Raw genomic sequence first — 17,758 nt, forward strand, 5'->3', positions numbered from 1 at the left:
ACGGCACATAAACAAAAAATATAATTTCCCTGATGGCAAAACGTGATTTTTACGAAATACTTGGTGTTGAGCGCAGCGCAAACGATGCAGATATTAAAAAGGCATACCGGCAATTAGCGCTCAAATATCATCCCGATAAAAACCCCGGCGATAAAGCTTCTGAAGAAAAATTCAAAGAGGCTGCAGAAGCGTACGATGTACTCAGCAATCCAGACAAACGCAATAAATATGACCGTTTCGGGCACGATGGTATGAATGGCTTTTCGGGCGGCGGTGGCGGCGGCATGAGCATGGATGATATCTTCAGCCATTTTGGAGATATTTTTGGCGGAGCCTTCGGCAACTTTGGCGGCTTTGGTGGCGGACAACAGAGTCATCGCCGCGTGAACAAGGGCACCAACCTTCGTGTAAAAGTGAAGCTCACACTCGAAGAAATTTCTTCAGGTGTTGAAAAAAAGATAAAGGTTACAAAATACATTGCCTGCGCATCGTGCAAAGGTTCAGGTGCCAAAGGCGGTTCATCTTACCGCACCTGCTCAACCTGTGGTGGTACGGGGCAAACATCGCGTATTACCAATACTTTCCTTGGTCAGATGCAGACCATGAGCACCTGCCCGTCGTGCGGAGGCGAAGGCCAGACAATTACCGATAAATGTAGCGAATGCTTCGGCAACGGTGTAGTGAAAGGCGAGGAAGTTATCAGCATTAAAATACCTGCCGGTGTTCAAGAAGGCATGCAACTCTCCATGAGCGGAAAAGGAAATGCGGCAGCGCGAGGAGGAATTCCCGGAGACCTCATTGTACTTATTGAAGAAGCGGAACATCCCGAACTCTTGCGCGACGGAAATAATTTGCTGTACGAACATTATATTTCATTTCCCGATGCCATAATGGGCACTACGGCTGAAATTCCCACCATTGACGGCAAAGCCAGAGTAAAAATTGAACCGGGAACTCAATCGGGGAAAATGCTGCGCCTGAAAGGAAAAGGTTTGCCGGAGATAAACTCATACAGCCGAGGCGACTTATTGGTGAGCATACACGTGTGGACGCCGCAAAATCTCACAAAAGAAGAAAAAGCAGTATTGCAAAAATTCTCCGAATCAGAAAGTTTTAAACCCAGGCCAACAGCCAAGGATAAAAACTTTTTTGAGCGTATGCGCGAATATTTCAGAGGATAATTTTTTTCGCAACTCTAAATTTCAGGATTACTAAAAATAACAACACATTCTTCGCACGTAATTCGCCGGAATAAATGAACCTGACTGCCAAAAACATCACTAAACGTTATGCCACGCAAGTTGCGTTGAACAACGTCAGCATCGAAGTTCCCGAACGCAGCATTTTTGGGCTTCTTGGACCGAATGGTGCAGGAAAAACATCACTGATTCGTATCATCAACATGATTACCGCACCCGATCAGGGCGAACTTTTTCTTGGAGGCAAAAAGTTGAATGCGGCGCATAAAGAAATCATTGGTTACTTACCCGAAGAACGCGGTCTTTATAAAAAAATGAAAGTTGGCGAACAAGCAGTGTACCTTGCACAGCTCAAAGGCTTGAACCGTACCGATGCCACCAGGCATCTGAAACAATGGTTCACACGATTCGAAATACTTGGGTGGTGGAACCGCAAAGTGGAAGAACTGTCGAAAGGCATGCAGCAAAAAATACAATTCATAGTTACCGTAATACACCAACCCAAATTACTGATTTTTGATGAGCCGTTCAGTGGATTTGACCCGATTAACGCCAACCTCATCCGCGACGAAATACTGCAACTCAGAGAAGACGGAGCAACCGTGATTTTCTCAACGCACAATATGTCAACAGTTGAGGAGCTGTGCGATGACATTGCACTCATCAATAAATCAAATATTATCCTTGACGGGAAGATGTCTGATATTAAAAACAATCACAAATCGAATATGTACAGTGTTGAGTTATCGGGACTGAACACACCTTTAAAAAGTTTGCTGAACGGACGTTTTGAACTGACAGAAGAGCAAACGAAAGATACCGTTTGCACGGCAAGAATTCAACTTAAAAATACGGATAATCCAAACGACCTGCTGTCGGTGCTTTTGCCGCATGCACAGGTTCGCGCACTCAATGAGATTATCCCGACCATGAATGATATTTTTATTTCGAAGGTAAACAACGACTCTTCCAAATCACAATCAGTATAAGCCTGGCCTGTTATGAAAAAAGCACTTATCATTATCCAGCGCGAATACCTTTCACGCGTAAAAAAACGGTCGTTCATTATCATGACCATTCTTGGTCCTGTTCTGATGGCGGCGCTCATGATTGTTCCCGTTATGATAACCAAAATGGGCAACGAAAAGAAGACCATAGATGTAGTTGACGAGACTGGCATATATCTTTATAAACTTAAAAGCAACAACTCGGTACTGTTCAATTATCTTGACATGTCCATTGATTCTGCCAAAGCGCAGTTTGATGACAGGAAATCAAGTGCAGTACTCTACATTCCGCGGCCGTCCTACAACAAACCGAATCACGCCATTTTATATTATTCGGATAAACAACCGGGTATAACGGTAACATCTTACATTCAGGACAAAATGAAATACGTTCTGGAAAGCAAGATTTTGCTTGATAATTATAACATCGATAAAAAAATAATTGATCAGTCTAAAGTTTCTATTTCCATTAATTCTGAAAATATTCATACCGGTCAAAAAAACCTGCCCATACTCACGACTGCCATCGGAATGATTGGGGGCATTCTGATTTACTTTTTTATTTTCATGTTCGGTGCTCAGGTAATGCGAGGCGTAATTGAAGAAAAGATGAGCCGAATCGTTGAAGTCATAGTATCATCGGTACGACCGTTTCAGCTGATGATGGGTAAGATTATCGGCATCGCGTTGGTAGGTCTTACACAATTTCTTCTGTGGATTGTTCTCACGCTCGGCATCGTTACCGTATTTCAGTTTTCGATGGCAGAAAAATATACTGCTCCGAAACAAAAGGATGAACTGGTTCTGAATAATAATGTGCTGGTGCCTGATAATACTGCCACACAGGAAAAGGTAAGCGACGATCAGGAACTCGCCCAAAGTTTTTTTGACACCATCGGCAATTATAATTTTGTGAATCTGGCGTTGTTTTTCCTGTTCTATTTCATGTTTGGATATCTGATGTATTCAGCCATGTTCGCGGCTATTGGGAGTGCTGTTGATAACGAAGCCGACACGCAGCAATTCATGTTGCCTGTTACCGTGCCACTCATTTTTGCATTTGTGATGTCAAATTTTATTCTTGAAGATCCGCAAGGGCCGGTGGCATTCTGGCTTTCCATCATTCCCTTTACGTCACCTATTGTAATGATGATACGGCTTCCGTTTGGAGTCCCGGTAATCGACCTGATACTTTCGATGGTGTTACTGGTGCTAGGATTTATAGGCACAACGTGGCTTGCAGGCAAAATATACCGTACCGGTATTCTGATGTATGGAAAAAAAGTAAGCTATCGCGAATTGTGGAAATGGCTTTCGTACAGAAGCTGAGAAAACTAAAAGTCAAGCAGTCGGCGCATCTCAGCAGAAATTTTATCTGTCTTCTCTTTTAATTCGGTTTTTCCGAGGTCAATATTTACGGGAACATTCATGGTTATCGGAATACGCCCGCTAATAGGAAGTTTATACGGAAAAGCTATAGTTGCCTCACTCTTCACAGGCATATCAAGAGGAATATTCATGTCCAACGGAATCTTTAAATCGAGTGTGACAGGCACATTCTGATTTATCGGAATTTTGATAGGGATGTCTGTGAGTACTGGCAACTTTCCTATGTACAAACTTATAACCTGATTAACCGGAAAATCAGCAATTATAGGAACTTCAATGCCTTTCGTCCCTTCAAGGGGAATATTTACTTTTTGATTCACCGGAATGTTTGCAATGAGCGGCACCTTTATTGTGTCTTTGATAAGTATCACCGTATCCAGCCGAATCATCTGATTTACGATCATTGAAATAGGAACATCGAGCTTCTGATTTATCGGAATCATCTGCTTTATGGCAATATTATTTTTTACATTCATCTCCACAAAAACGTGGATCTTTTCGCGAACAGTGAACTCCGTATTAATATCCAGTGTATCCTTGATACGAACTGTATAAAGAATGTGTGCACTTCCAAGTTCATCAATATATGCGGCAACATTATCCAATCGATTTACAGCATTTTTTCGGAAGGACAGCAGCACTCCGATAAGGCATGCATTTATCAGTAATGAGCCCAACACGAGCAACCACAAAAATGTGTTTTTATTGATACCCGGTTTCATTTCAGAAGACATTTAATATAACAGGACACATTGAAATCCGCCGCATATTAAGAAATAAATCTGAAACAGCGCTATAAAATTGGATCAAGTTCAATAATTGCCTGAAAATGTGCTTCAGCAACAAGTTCACGCCACGCAGGATCAGCCATCTTCGCACATTCATCTTTGTTGGTATAAAAGCCATTTTCAGTACGGATGGCAGGCATCTGAGTTTTGTTAAGCACCACAAATTCGGCAGTTTTCACACCACGGTCGCGCAGTCCGGTTAACTCAATTAATTTTTTCTGGAAAATACCTGCCATTCGTTTCCCTTTAGAGCTTGCAATACAATAAAACGTTTCTATGCCATGTGCGTCGTCCCAGGTCTGCCCAAACCCGTTAGCATTGCCGTGTACAGAAACATACAATTTCGGTTTGTCTGCTGCGAACTGGTTGGCACGCGTTGCACGATCTATAACGGGAATATCCTCATCGGTTTCAGGAATCAGAATATGATAGCTGATGCCAACCGCCTCGAGTTTTGCCGCGATGCGACTTACCAAATCTCGGGTGTATTCATATTCGAATAATTGCGCACCGTTTTCAAAAACCAGGGATCGCTTTCCCGGCGTTGATTTTGCATGACCGTTGTCGAGCAGCCACAAATACTTGCTTTCCATAATACTTTTCTTTTACTTGGATACAAGATTAAAGAATTTTACCGAGTACACAAAATTTTAATCGTCCGAGTTTTAAACCGCCGCATGCTTCAATTTTTATACATTTGCAATTAGATAAATAATTCACAATTATGGCGAATATTCTGATTATTGATGATGAAAAAGGCATAAGAAATACGCTTCGTGAAATACTGGAATATGAGAAATTCAGTGTTGACGATGCATCTGATGGTAGTGAAGGTCTTACCCTGATTGATAAAGAAAAATATGATGTGATATTGTGCGATATCAAAATGCCCAAAATGGATGGCATTGAGGTATTGAAAAAAATACTTGAGCGCTCCGATACACCCGTTGTTATGATTTCCGGGCACGGCACTATTGAAACGGCCGTAGAAGCTATAAAAATGGGGGCTTACGATTTTATCGCCAAGCCGCTCGACCTGAACCGCCTGCTTGTAACCATACGCAACGCGCTGGATAAATCAACGCTGATGTCAGAGACAAAAGTGCTGAAGCGGAAGGTAATTAAAGGATGGGAAATGATTGGCGAATCATCGGCCATTAAGAAGGTGAAAGATCTTATAGACCGAGTGGCTCCGACTGATGCGCGGGTTTTGATTACCGGGCAAAATGGCACCGGAAAAGAGCTTGTGGCACGCTGGCTGCACGAAAAAAGTAACCGTGCGAAATCGCCTTTTATAGAAGTAAACTGCGCGGCCATTCCTTCCGAGCTTATCGAAAGTCAGTTGTTCGGTCATGAAAAAGGTTCATTTACGTCGGCCATAAAACAGCGCAAAGGCGATTTTGAACTTGCTGACGGAGGCACATTATTTCTGGATGAAATTGGCGATATGAGCCTTTCTGCACAAGCAAAGGTTTTACGGGCGCTGCAGGAAAATAAAATTACACGGGTTGGTGGCGAAAAAGAAATTGCGGTAAACGTAAGAGTTATTGCTGCAACAAATAAGAATATGGAAGAGGAAATCAGTAAAAAGAATTTTCGTGAAGACCTCTATCACCGCCTGAGCGTAATCCTTATTACCGTACCTCCGCTTCATGAGCGGCCCGAAGATATTCCGCTGCTGGCAGCCCATTTTATTAAAGATATTTGTCAGGCACAGGGACGGCCGGCACTGAACATTACAGCAGATGCCATCACCGAACTGCAGAAGATACAGTGGACAGGTAATATCCGTGAACTGAGAAACGTTGTAGAGCGTCTGGTAATTATGTGCGATCAGCAGATTGACGGTAAAGACGTAGTTCTTTACGCCCAACCGCTGAAACAATCGAAATAGTATAATCGGCTATTTCTTTTCTTCGAAGTTTGTTGGCGGTGCACCGTATTTGGCGGCCTGCCTGTGCGTGCGGCACGAACTTACGATAAACACAATAGCCAGCATCAGTGCTGACATTATCAATAAAAGGTTGCGTTTGCCAGAAGCGTGGTTCATAAGCCTGTTTTATTTGTGATAAAGATACTGAAATTAACTAAAAAACGAATTACGAAGAATTAAAAATATTAAGTTGATGAATTGCACGTCCACTAAAGTTTTCCTTTAATGAAACTGCTGACTGAATAACGACACGTATTTCTTCATGAATTCCCTTTCATTTCTTAATTTTACCGAATAATATTATTATATGCGAATCGACATCATCACCATTTTTCCTGAAATGTTCTCCGGACCGTTTGATCATTCAATCATTAAAAGGGCAAAAGACAAGGGTTTGGCTGAAATACATCTTCACCAATTGCGCGATTTTTCTGAAACAAAATATAAAAGTGTTGATGATTACCCTTACGGCGGTGGTGCCGGTATGGTTATGATGATTGGTCCGATTGCTCAGTGCATTGAAAAGCTGAGGTCGGAACGCGATTACGATGAAGTAATTTACACTTCGCCCGACGGAGATTTGTTGGAACAGGGAATCGCAAACGAGTTGTCGCTCAAAGGCAATATTATTATTTTATGTGGTCATTATAAAGGTGTTGACGAGCGTGTACGGGAACATTTTATCACCCGTGAAATATCAATCGGAGATTATGTATTGTCGGGTGGGGAGATGGCTGCCGCTATTATATGTGATTCCATTATCAGATTGATACCGGGCGTATTGGGTGATGAAACCTCTGCCTTATCGGATTCATTTCAGGACGGACTGCTTGCACCACCTGTTTATACACGACCGTCCGTATATAACAACTGGACAGTGCCCGCAGTGCTCCTTTCAGGCAATGAAAAGGAAATCAGGAACTGGCGCAATGAAAAAGCCATAGAAAAGACCAAAGCCAGACGCCCAAACCTATTAAAATAGCCCGGCCTCTTTAGGCATTAAACAAAACTTATTGATTTTCTGCATATTAACATCAGCAAACCCTACTCGCCCTGACGATAGTAAAATTTTCTGCGCGAATTTTGAAAACCATAATAAAATTATCATACCTTTGCACTCCGAATTTAGAATTTCTAAAACCCAGGCATTATGAATAAGATGGCAATAATGAATTTTGTGGAAGAGACACTCGTACCACGTCAAAGTTTTCCAAAATTCAAAGCAGGCGACACAGTTACAGTACATTACAAAATAAAAGAAGGTAATAAAGAACGTATCCAGCAGTATCAGGGTGTTGTTCTGCAGCGTTCAGGCGCCGGCATAAAAGAAACATTCACTGTTCGCAAAATGTCCGGAAGCACTGGTGTTGAGAGAATTTTTCCGATTGCATCACCTTTTATTGATAAAATAATTTTGAATAAAGTCGGTGTTGTAAGAAGGGCACGTATTTTCTACCTGAGAGACCTTACCGGCAAGAAAGCACGTATTCGTGAGAAACGCCTTTCACAAGCCCAACTATTGGCAAGAGCGGCAGACGCAGCGCCAAAACCTGAAGCAGTAAAAGCTGACATAGTAAAACCTGAAACAGTAAATCCTGAATAAATATTAATCCCTCCGAATTCCGGGGGGATTTTTTTTGGCTATTTGGCAATAGTATTATAATTCTTTTCTCGTCAATGCCCTGATAACAAAGTAAACGCCGGCAATCAGAAACGGAACACTGAGCCATTGCCCCATATTTAAAATCATTTTATCCTCAAACACCACTTGATTTTCTTTAAAGAATTCTATCAATATCCTGAAGATAGTAACTGAAACCAGGGCTATTCCAAAGAAAAGTCCTTTATATATACGTGCATCGGTTTTATAATACCAGACAAGCAAAATCAAGCCAATTATTAAATAAAACAAAGCTTCATATAACTGTGTGGGGTGGCGCGGCAGCATATCTACCCGGGGAAAAACAAAAGCCCATGGAACATCCGTTGGTCGACCTACAATTTCGGAATTAAAAAGATTGCCGAGTCTGACAAGGACGGATGCAAATGCAACAGGTATCATAACGCGGTCCATTGTCCACAAAAAACTTGCTTTGGGAGGAGATTTAGCTGAGAATATCCAGGCTGCAATGATAATACCGATAATGCCTCCATGGCTTGCAAGCCCTCCTTTCCAGAACATAAAAATCTCGACAGGATGCGCGTAATAATAAGCAGGCTCATAAAAGCAGACATGCGCAAGACGTGTTCCTACAACCACTCCAATTATTGAATAAACCATTAAGCGGGTAAGATGCTGTAAGGGGATTTTCTCTTTCAAAAAAATAGCGCGCATAACCACATAGGCAACAACGAAAACTGAAGAAAAAAAGAATCCGTAATACTTTGCCTTCAACGGGCCCAATTGAAAAATTGTTGGGCTTACATTCCAATAAATATACAGCAGATTATTCATAGTCTTGCAAAGATAAGCAAGTGTAGATAATTGTCGTTGACTATAACAAAAAGCCCGGTCAAAAGACCGGGCTGATTCAAAACATACAATTGTGAAGTTATTATTTACCGAAGACCTCTAGTTGAAAAATCTTGGTGAAATCTGGTTGGGTTTGGCTGACGGACACCCGAATTTCATCTGTATCATTGCCTCGTGGGTTCCTTTAGTTATAGCTGATTTGATAGGTCCGGTTTTAAAGTCATATGAGTATCCGATGCGCAATTGATTAATTATTTTCACGCCTGCCATTAATACGAATGAATCTTCGATACGATAGGATGCGCCTGCCCACACGCGGTCGGAAAAACTGAAGGTCGCATTACAGTCAAACAAATGAACCCTGTTAATGTTGCTGTAGGAAACAGCCGGTATAATCTCAAACCCTTTGGTGACTTTAATCGCGTATTTACCATAGGCATAAATATGCCGTGGCATCTTCATCAGATCGGACTTTTTGAAAGAGGTCACAACGTGGGTGCTTGAAACGCCCAAATTCAGCCCGCCGCTGTTAAACTCCGCACCGAAATCAAAATCAGGATACACATGAGTGATGTTGCTGATAGTGGCATTCGGGTCTCCCGGCTCCTGGTAGGTAAGTTTAGAGCCTTCTACAGTTGTGCTTATAATTCCGCCGCCCACACCGAATGAGAGTACCGTCCTTTTTGAAAGCCATGCATGATAAGCGATTGCAGCTTTCACATTCAGTATATTCTCATACCCCACCTTATCACTTATCACTGACAGCCCCAGACCAAGTTTAGCAGGAGTTATATATTTGTTGATGTTCAGTATTTGGGTTTCGGGTGCCTTTTTAATTCCTGTCCACTGTTCGCGGGCCAACAGTGTAATATTATAACAGCCCGATTGACCGGTGGCAGCGGGGTTGAATAATATCCTGTTATAAATCTGATGACTGAGCTGCAGGTCATTTTGAGCCATGACGGCAAAACTGAGGCCGAGCAGCAATATTAATAATCCGGATATCTTTTTCATAATACTTATTATTAGTTGTGATTTTTACTTTGACAATGATTCAAGCGTTTTCTGAACGTCGGTTTTGATATTATTTACATACGGCTGAATGGTGCAGCTTATAAAGCCTTCCTGCCTTATCTTTTTCTTTAGTTCAATTGCCTTATTAAGATCATCGTATGTTCCGGCATTGTAGGTGAACATTTTTTGCGAATCAATGATTTCTTCTTCCATTCCAATTACAATTCCCGGTATCTTCCTGTATAATTTTTCAAAATACTCGTCTGTAATTTTCCGTGTTGGTGATGAGACAATTTTCACCATAAATTTAAATGTATCGGGGGCTGCATTACTCACGGCCGCTTCAGTTACCTTCATCACCTGAAAAGATGTGCGGCGGTTTTTCTGGTGCTCGTCTTCGGTTTGAGCGTTGGTAATTAAAAGTTTTGTTTTACCATAACCCTTGGCGGTAAGACGGCGTGCATCAATTCCCTGAGAGACGATATAATCAACACATGATTTCGCCCTTGCCTGCGAAAGTCTCATATTATAGTTTGCTTCGCCTCGTGCATCGGTATGCGAGCTGAGTTCAATAGTCACATTGGGCGTTTCGCGCATCATCGCAACAATTTTATCCAGTTCAATAAGAGATTCGGGGCGAAGTGTGGCTTTCGCATAATCGTAATAGATATTGTTCAGCACGATTTCTTTTTTCGGCTCAATTTTGGTGAGGTCAAAATCAAAATCTTTTCCGTATTTCAGTGAAAATTCCTCTCCGTCTTTTGCGTTAGTTCCGTCGCATTCTCGCGATTCAGACCAGTACCCTTTCTTCATAATTTTAATTGTGTAACCGGTTGTGTTGAGTAAGGTAAATGCATATACACCTCCACCATCAGACATATCAAAATCTCCGAAGTTTTGATCTTTGGTATAGATGATTAATTTTTCATCCTTAATAAGGCTTTGTGTTGCACGGTCTCTTACTTTTCCGGTAACGCTAAACAATGGTATGGGTCTGGTTAGCAGCGCAAAATCAAGGTTCGTACCATTTGCCTTTTTATATTCCATAAAATAGACATTTTCATTCGTTTGCAGAAGCTTTGAGTCATCAAAATACCCGACTTTGCTTACTTCAATAGTATAGGATTCGCCGGGGGCCAGATTAGAGAACAAATAATTTCCTGAATTATCAGAAAAAGTAGTATCATTCATTCCCGATGCTGTTTTCAGCACTACCATTGCATTTCCGATAGTCACTCCTGTATTCAGATCAGAGATAATACCCGATGCCGTAATAAACGCCGGGAAATTAGGAAAAGAGTAAATATCGTCGCTTCCCGCGCCTTTTGGTCGGTTGCTGCACAGATAGCCACCTTTAAGATTATTCCTGATAATTATTCCGAAATCATCTGAAGGCGAATTGAACGGATAGCCGATATTCGTCGGGTTCATGAATTTTTTATCTTTCTTCCGAGCAAAATAGATGTCTAATCCGCCAAAACCGGTATACCCGTTGGATGAGAAGAAAAGCATTGTATCACCAATGATGTATGGAAACATTTCATCATCTTTCGTATTCACTCCATCACCAAGGTTAACCGGCAGCCCCCAATTACCGCTGACAGAACGTTCAGACATCCATATATCATAACCACCTTTACCACCCGGCATATCAGACACAAAATACATTATATGCCCCTGAAATGCCATTGTCGGATGTCCAACACTGTATGTCTTGCTGTTCAGACCGGTCGGTTTTGAGGAGCTCCATTCTCCATCTTTATAAGTACACTCATTGATGTTTCCCTTTCCCAGATATCCGTTTGACTGCATAATATAAGCGGTTGCTTCATTTTGCAGATAAACCAATGTCCCGTCATTTGCTTTTGTATTCAACCCTCCTTTCACGATTACCGGGTTTGAGAATTGCCCGGTGGCAGGGTTGAAGTCTGTAACATAAACATCTGAGTTCCCCTCGCCTGTCCTGGTGTCGGTTTTTTCGCTCATGTCTTTACGGTTCGACGAAAAAAGTAATCCGTCATTGAACCATGCCGGGCCATATTCGCTGTATTGCGAATTCAAGCCGACTTCATTTTTCAATGGATTAAGCAGGTTCGGGGATTTGGCTGCAATCTGATATTTATGAATACCGGCAATGCGCCTTTCAACGTTAGGATCCTTTTGTACAACTTTCATGTATTCTTCGTAAGCATTCAGCGCCCTATCCAATTCTCCGACGGCAGTAAGCACATCTCCGTAATTCAGGTACACTTTGGTGTCCCTGAATCCGTTCGCCATCGCGTCTTCGTACCAGTTAATCGCGTCGGTATAAAAGTTCATAAGCCGATACGATTCAGCGATTTTAAAATAGATACTTCTCTTCAAAGATGCATCTGACGTATTTTTCAATACGGTTTTGTAGGCATCAATTGCGAGATAATACTGCCTGTCTGCAAAAAATTGTTCTGCAGCTTCAAAGGATTTCTGACCAAAGAGAAATCCAGAAGTGAATAGCAGTGCGATTATTAAAAAGATCCTTTTCATGTTACATAATTTTTTATAACCGATTAAACATCATGTTCCTATACCTTATACTATCATCCAATATTCGTTTTACTTTCTAACCAGTGTTACAGGACCAGTTATTTCTTTAAATCCGCCGCTTGGGTCGGGTTGCTGAATAATGAAATAATAAGTACCGGCAGGAACACCTTTACCATTGAAAGTACCATCCCATCCATCGCTGCCGATGTATAATTGCAGACCCCAGCGGTCAAATATTCTCATATCCCGACCGCTGCCAAACCTGTCATTTATGCCGTCGCCATCAGGAGTAAAAGCGTTTACCCACTCAGAACCGCAATCATTAATAGTTGCAACCCGGACACTGCATCCGTTTTCATCAATTGCAAAAACCTGAATACTGTCCTTATTATTGATGGTGGTGTTAAAGTATGAGTTATTATCGCTTGAATCCTGTTTTACGACTCCGTTCACACTAAACTCATAGCTTACAAGTCCATCGGGCAGGGCTATTGCGGTGAATGACTGACAATCATAAACCAATGAAACATTAATAGTATTGATATCAATCTGAACTTCGTCAGAGGCAGAACAGCTTCCATAACCGACGGTCAAAGTATATATTCCGATTGCTGTTGGCGTTGCAAGTGGTTCGGCAATATATGGGTTGTTCAGATCGCTGAAAGGTGTCCATATGAATACATTGCCAAAATCGGATGTGCCATGCAATCGCGCCACAGCGCCGTTACAGATTGCGGTATCTTTACCTGCATTTGCAGTAATAGAACCAATAGGTGCAACCAGAACAGTGTCTGTGGAAACGCAGCCATTAACGTTCGTTACAGTTAAGGTGTAAGTTGTTGGTTGAACAACAGAAGCTACCGGTTGGGCAATATTTGCATTATTCAAACCCGCAGCAGGCGCCCACAAATAAGTATTCCCGGGAACAGCGGCAAGACCAATAGTATCAAATGGAATATTACAACCAATTCCAATATTGGGTCCACCTTCCGCAATGGGCGATTGTTTTACGTAAACCGATATCGTTGAATCATCTGAATCTACCCCATCTGTTGCATGAAGTTTATAACTCACAACTCCTGTATCAGCAGGTATTGCAATTGTATTCTGCAGGGAAGGATTCTGAACACCGCTACCGCTCCACAGGATAGAGTAATTAAGCGTATCACCACCTTTCACAAGTGAATGCAATTGAATAGTTTCACCACTGCAAATAGTGTCGGGTAAGCCGGATATTTCAATAATTGTAATATGGGTAGGAATGATTCTTACAAGAACTGAATCGATAGCGCTACAACCATTGCCATTATCTACTGAAACATAATACCAGGTATCTGAAGATAAAGATCCAGTATTTACCGTTGGCAGATTATCCTGTCCGCTAATAGAGCCACCACTCCATAACCATGAAACATTAATGCCTGAACATTGTCCCGTGATATGTGCAGATGTTCCTGCAGCAATCCAAATAGTTGGGCCGGCATCAACAGCCAAATTAACACCTTGTATAGTGAGAGCCTGGGATGTGCTCATACAATACCCATTTGAAACAGTAACCGAAATCTGCCCTTGGTTGGTTGAAGGTAGTGTGCATATTGAATCACCTGTCGTTCCTACCAACGTCCATCCATTAGGAATACTCCATTGATAAGTTACCCCGGCAATTCCAGGAATGCTGTAGCATGCTGTACTTCCAATACAGGGATTCAAAGGTCCTGTAATGGGACCGGGCATAGCAGGTGTTTGATGTACAATAATATCGACAGAATCGCTAACAACGCCGCATGTGTTTATGGCATTGAAATGGTACATTCCACTTTGACTTACTGAAATATTATAAAATGGATAAACTTGTGCACCGGAAATCAACAAGTCATTGGGATCTTTCCATTCAAAAGAACTGGCATTTATTGCAGTCCCGGTGAATGTCAAGGTTTGTCCTGAGCAAATTGTATCGGAAGAAACAGAAATATTTACACCTGTTGGTGGATAATTCAGGCTCACAGAAACAGTACTATTGACTGTATCACATCTGTTACCTGCATAAAGGGTGTAAATACCGGCCTGTATTGATGAAATTGAGGGCATAGACGTATTTTGAATAGTCGCAGTAAATCCTGCAGGCCCAGCCCATGACCAGTATGTGGCACCTAACGCTGTACCCGTAAGGCTTAAACTTTGTCCTGAACAGACAGGATTGGGTGTTGCACCGGCAGAAATTCCGGTTGGGCCGGTGCTAACGACAATTGCCCCTGTGGTCACGTTTACAGTCCCGCAGGAATTTGTAACTGTCAGTGTATATATACCCCCTTGCGATGTAGTAACTGGGCTTATTTGAGGATTTTGTGCCGTTGAACTGAAACCCCCGGAACCTGTCCAACTCCAAGTTGTTGCACCCGTTGCTGTTCCAGTAAGATCCAAAGTAGTGCCAACACACACAGGATTCGGTGACGCTAATGCTATAACATTTACAGGACCTGAGCCAACAAACAATGTTCCGGCATTGCTGTTGGTTGCTCCACAAGCATTGGTTATCACAACACGATATTGATAATTATTCATTCCTATTGTAGCAGGAACAATGTCAAGTGTCGCTGTCGTATAGTTAAAATATGGCGGTGTCGTTGGGGTATTATTCCAGGACACTCCGCCATCAGTACTCACTTGCCATTGGTATGTCATTGTTGTTGTACTGCCTGCAGTGGTTGAAAATGCAGCATTCTGCCCCTGACAAACTGACGTGTCAACCGGTTGCGTGGTTATTGAGGGAATAGTATTAACAGTTATTGGAAGACTCATGGTTGCAGCAATAGGACTTGCACACACAGCATTGCTAGTCATTGTACAAACAATGATATTATTGCCGCTAATCAATGTCGAGCTAGAGAATGTGCGCGCATTAGAGCCTGAGTTTAGGCCATTCTGCGACCATTGATATGCAGGGGATGTACCACCACCGGAAGGTACTGCGGTAAACACAACCGTAGTACCAATACAAACTGGACTCGGTGGATTGGCTGTTATTGCAATTGAAGGGGTAACGCTAGCATTTACTGAGACAGCAAGACTCATTGTGGCCGTCACAGGACTGGCACATCCGGCGTTGCTTGTCATTGTGCAAACAATGATGTTGTTTCCTGTATTTAACGAGGCACTCGAATAGGTTGAGGAATTCGTTCCCACAATGCTTCCATTGAGTGTCCAACTGTAGGTCGGTGATGTTCCTCCTCCTGAAGGGGTGGCTGTAAATACAACAGTTGTTCCTGAACAAACAGCTCCCGGTGGATTGGAGGTTAAACTCAATGAAGGCACAGCAATCGTAGTAATTGTGACAACTGCGCTTGATGTCGCAGTTACAGGACTTGCACAAGTTGCATTGCTCGTAATTGTGCAAACAACAGTATTTGCCCCGGCTGGTAATGCCGGATTTGAATAGGTTGGTATATTAGAACCAACGCTGCTTCCATTCAGAGTCCAGCTGTAGGTCGGTGTTGCACCACCATTAGTAGGTATTGCCGTAAATGTGACACTTGTACCTGCGCAAACGATTCCTGAAGGATTTGCAGACACAACAACTGAAGGTGTAACTGTAGGGTTGACAGTTACGGCTACACTTGAAGTTGCAGTCACTGGACTTGCACAGGTAGCATTACTGGTAACTGAACACAATATGGTATTTGATCCTGCAGGTAATGCCGGATTTGAATAGGTCGGTATATTAGACCCAACGCTGCTTCCGTTGAGCGTCCAACTATAGGTCGGTGCAGTACCTCCATTAGTTGGAGTTGCGGTAAAGGTCACATTGGTACCTGAACATATTGCCCCTGAAGGATTCGCCGTCACCACAACTAACGGTGATATACTTGGGTTAACAGTGACCGTAGCACTTGTTGTAGCTGTTACCGGACTGGCACAAGTAGCGTTACTCGTGACAATACATACAATACTATTTGTTCCAGCAGGTAGAGAACTATTGGCATATGTGGCGGAATTGGTACCAACAATGTTTCCGTTGAGCACCCAACTGTAGGTCGGAGTTGTACCACCATTTGTCGGGGATGCAATAAACGTTTCATTTGTTCCAGAACAAATTGTGCCCAACGGATTGGATGATACAGTCACAGAAGGAACAACGCTTGAGTTAACTGTTACTACAATACTTGCTGTTGCCGTCGCCGGGTTCGCACAAGTTGCATTGCTCGTAATTGTGCAAACTACTGTATTCGTTCCGGCAGGTAATGCCGAATTTGAATAAGTTGGTATATTTGAACCAACACTGCTTCCATTGAGTGTCCATGAGTAAGTTGGTGCTGTTCCACCATTCGTCGGAACAGCAGTAAATACAATATTTGAACCAGTGCATACGGGTACTGAAGGATTTGCCGAAACAGTGACAGTTGGTATAACTAATGGATTCACGGACATAATAATCGTATTTGACGATACTGTTGCCGGACTGGCACAATTTGCATTGCTTGTCATCTGGCAATATACAGTTTGACCATTGGTCAAGCCCGAATACGAATAGGACGTTCCGCTTCCAACTGGTGCTCCGTTAAGAAACCATTGATATGAAGGAGAAGAACCTCCGTTCGTAGTTGTGCTAACGGAAAATGTAACATTAGTTCCTGCACAAATCGCTCCCGAAGGATTAGCTGTTATTGCTATTGAAGGGGTAACATTAGCATTTACAGTTACAGCAAGACTCATTGTGGCAGTGGCAGGACTGGCACATCCGGCATTGCTTGTCATGGTACAAACAATATTGTTGTTTCCAGTATTTAACGAGGAATTCGAATAGGTTGAGGAATTCGCACCAACACTGCTTCCATTGAGTGTCCAGCTGTAGGTCGGTGCTGTTCCTCCTCCTGAAGGGGTGGCTATAAATACAACATTTGTTCCTGAACAAACAGCTCCAGGCGGATTGGAGGTTAAACTCAATGAAGGCACAGCGTTAGTAGTAATTGTGACAACTGCGCTTGATGTCGCCGTTACAGGACTTGCACAAGTTGCATTGCTCGTAATTGTGCATACTACAGTATTTGCTCCTGCAGGTAATGCCGAATTTGAATAGGTAGGCAAATTGGAACCCACACTGCTTCCATTGAGCGTCCAACTGTAGGTTGGTGTGGTGCCTCCATTGGTCGGCGTTGCGGTAAAGGTCACATTCGTTCCTGCACATACAGCCCCGGATGGACTGGCGGCTACACTTACTGAAGGAACTACTGTTGGGTTAACCGTGACTGCAATACTTGAAGTTGCAGTCACTGGACTTGCACAGGTCGCATTACTTGTAATTGTGCATAATATCGTATTTGATCCGGCTGGTATTGTTGAACTCGAATACGTTGAAGAATTCGTACCAACACTGCTTCCGTTGAGCGTCCAACTGTAGGTTGGTGTGGTGCCTCCATTGGTCGGCGTTGCGGTAA

General features: G+C 42.6%; 12 protein-coding genes and 1 pseudogene. 6 read left to right on the plus strand and 7 right to left on the minus strand.

Features of this window, described 5'->3' with window-relative positions; genetic code table 11:
- Positions 1 to 32: 32 nt before the first annotated feature.
- The 3 genes from dnaJ to WCM76_05805 all read left to right on the plus strand — a co-directional run bounded on the left by dnaJ (position 33) and on the right by WCM76_05805 (position 3,535).
- Entirely contained in the window at positions 33 to 1,181 is a 1,149-nt protein-coding gene (gene dnaJ / locus WCM76_05795) for a molecular chaperone DnaJ (GenBank protein MEI6765135.1), read from the plus strand.
- Between the two features lie 74 nt (positions 1,182 to 1,255).
- On the plus strand, positions 1,256 to 2,188 hold the full coding sequence (locus WCM76_05800) for an ATP-binding cassette domain-containing protein (protein MEI6765136.1): 933 nt from the start codon (positions 1,256 to 1,258) through the stop codon (positions 2,186 to 2,188).
- Between the two features lie 12 nt (positions 2,189 to 2,200).
- Positions 2,201 to 3,535, plus strand: a complete 1,335-nt coding sequence (locus WCM76_05805; protein ID MEI6765137.1) for an ABC transporter permease — start codon at positions 2,201 to 2,203, stop codon at positions 3,533 to 3,535.
- A 5-nt stretch (positions 3,536 to 3,540) separates the two neighbouring features.
- Here the strand turns inward: WCM76_05805 and WCM76_05810 are convergent, their stop codons facing one another.
- Together WCM76_05810 and WCM76_05815 are read right to left on the minus strand one after the other, a co-directional pair.
- Positions 3,541 to 4,317 (minus strand): hypothetical protein, encoded by a 777-nt coding sequence (locus WCM76_05810; GenBank protein ID MEI6765138.1) that lies wholly within the window; start codon positions 4,315 to 4,317, stop codon positions 3,541 to 3,543.
- 71 nt (positions 4,318 to 4,388) lie between these two features.
- The gene (locus WCM76_05815; protein ID MEI6765139.1) at positions 4,389 to 4,976 is read right to left on the minus strand and encodes an N-acetylmuramoyl-L-alanine amidase; all 588 of its coding nucleotides are present in this window, start codon (positions 4,974 to 4,976) and stop codon (positions 4,389 to 4,391) included.
- A 131-nt stretch (positions 4,977 to 5,107) separates the two neighbouring features.
- Between WCM76_05815 and WCM76_05820 the strand changes: the two genes are divergently transcribed.
- Entirely contained in the window at positions 5,108 to 6,277 is a 1,170-nt protein-coding gene (locus WCM76_05820) for a sigma-54 dependent transcriptional regulator (GenBank protein MEI6765140.1), read from the plus strand.
- A 9-nt stretch (positions 6,278 to 6,286) separates the two neighbouring features.
- On the opposite strand, the gene WCM76_05825 is transcribed toward WCM76_05820, so the two are convergent.
- Positions 6,287 to 6,433: a hypothetical protein gene (locus WCM76_05825; protein ID MEI6765141.1), complete on the minus strand. Its 147-nt coding sequence runs from the start codon at positions 6,431 to 6,433 to the stop codon at positions 6,287 to 6,289.
- A 190-nt stretch (positions 6,434 to 6,623) separates the two neighbouring features.
- Here WCM76_05825 and trmD point away from each other — a divergent pair, with 190 nt between their 5' ends.
- Positions 6,624 to 7,298, plus strand: coding sequence for a tRNA (guanosine(37)-N1)-methyltransferase TrmD (gene trmD / locus WCM76_05830; GenBank protein ID MEI6765142.1), 675 nt, complete (start codon positions 6,624 to 6,626; stop codon positions 7,296 to 7,298).
- A 168-nt stretch (positions 7,299 to 7,466) separates the two neighbouring features.
- Positions 7,467 to 7,823, plus strand: a pseudogene (gene rplS / locus WCM76_05835) (50S ribosomal protein L19).
- Between the two features lie 150 nt (positions 7,824 to 7,973).
- Here the strand turns inward: rplS and lgt are convergent.
- From lgt to WCM76_05855, 4 genes are all read right to left on the minus strand, one after another.
- Positions 7,974 to 8,771, minus strand: coding sequence for a prolipoprotein diacylglyceryl transferase (lgt, locus tag WCM76_05840; protein ID MEI6765143.1), 798 nt, complete (start codon positions 8,769 to 8,771; stop codon positions 7,974 to 7,976).
- Between the two features lie 117 nt (positions 8,772 to 8,888).
- On the minus strand, positions 8,889 to 9,803 hold the full coding sequence (locus WCM76_05845) for a type IX secretion system membrane protein PorP/SprF (GenBank protein ID MEI6765144.1): 915 nt from the start codon (positions 9,801 to 9,803) through the stop codon (positions 8,889 to 8,891).
- 24 nt (positions 9,804 to 9,827) lie between these two features.
- Complete coding sequence (locus WCM76_05850) at positions 9,828 to 12,326, minus strand: OmpA family protein (protein MEI6765145.1); 2,499 nt, start codon at positions 12,324 to 12,326, stop codon at positions 9,828 to 9,830.
- 69 nt (positions 12,327 to 12,395) lie between these two features.
- Positions 12,396 to 17,758 (minus strand): T9SS type B sorting domain-containing protein (locus WCM76_05855; protein MEI6765146.1); only part of this gene is annotated, 5,363 nt, incomplete at its 5' end.

The organism is Bacteroidota bacterium, assembly GCA_037133915.1.
GTDB lineage: Bacteria > Bacteroidota > Bacteroidia > Bacteroidales > CAIWKO01 > JBAXND01.

Bases quoted from the DNA above. Each gene is read 5' to 3' on its own strand.
- WCM76_05815 (MEI6765139.1), bottom strand. From the start codon at position 4,976: ATGGAAAGCAAGTATTTGTGGCTGCTCGACAACGGTCATGCAAAATCA.
- dnaJ (MEI6765135.1), top strand. From the start codon at position 33: ATGGCAAAACGTGATTTTTACGAAATACTTGGTGTTGAGCGCAGCGCA.
- WCM76_05805 (MEI6765137.1), top strand. From the start codon at position 2,201: ATGAAAAAAGCACTTATCATTATCCAGCGCGAATACCTTTCACGCGTA.
- WCM76_05850 (MEI6765145.1), bottom strand. From the start codon at position 12,326: ATGAAAAGGATCTTTTTAATAATCGCACTGCTATTCACTTCTGGATTT.
- WCM76_05845 (MEI6765144.1), bottom strand. From the start codon at position 9,803: ATGAAAAAGATATCCGGATTATTAATATTGCTGCTCGGCCTCAGTTTT.
- WCM76_05800 (MEI6765136.1), top strand. From the start codon at position 1,256: ATGAACCTGACTGCCAAAAACATCACTAAACGTTATGCCACGCAAGTT.
- lgt (MEI6765143.1), bottom strand. From the start codon at position 8,771: ATGAATAATCTGCTGTATATTTATTGGAATGTAAGCCCAACAATTTTT.
- WCM76_05820 (MEI6765140.1), top strand. From the start codon at position 5,108: ATGGCGAATATTCTGATTATTGATGATGAAAAAGGCATAAGAAATACG.
- trmD (MEI6765142.1), top strand. From the start codon at position 6,624: ATGCGAATCGACATCATCACCATTTTTCCTGAAATGTTCTCCGGACCG.
- WCM76_05810 (MEI6765138.1), bottom strand. From the start codon at position 4,317: ATGAAACCGGGTATCAATAAAAACACATTTTTGTGGTTGCTCGTGTTG.
- WCM76_05825 (MEI6765141.1), bottom strand. From the start codon at position 6,433: ATGAACCACGCTTCTGGCAAACGCAACCTTTTATTGATAATGTCAGCA.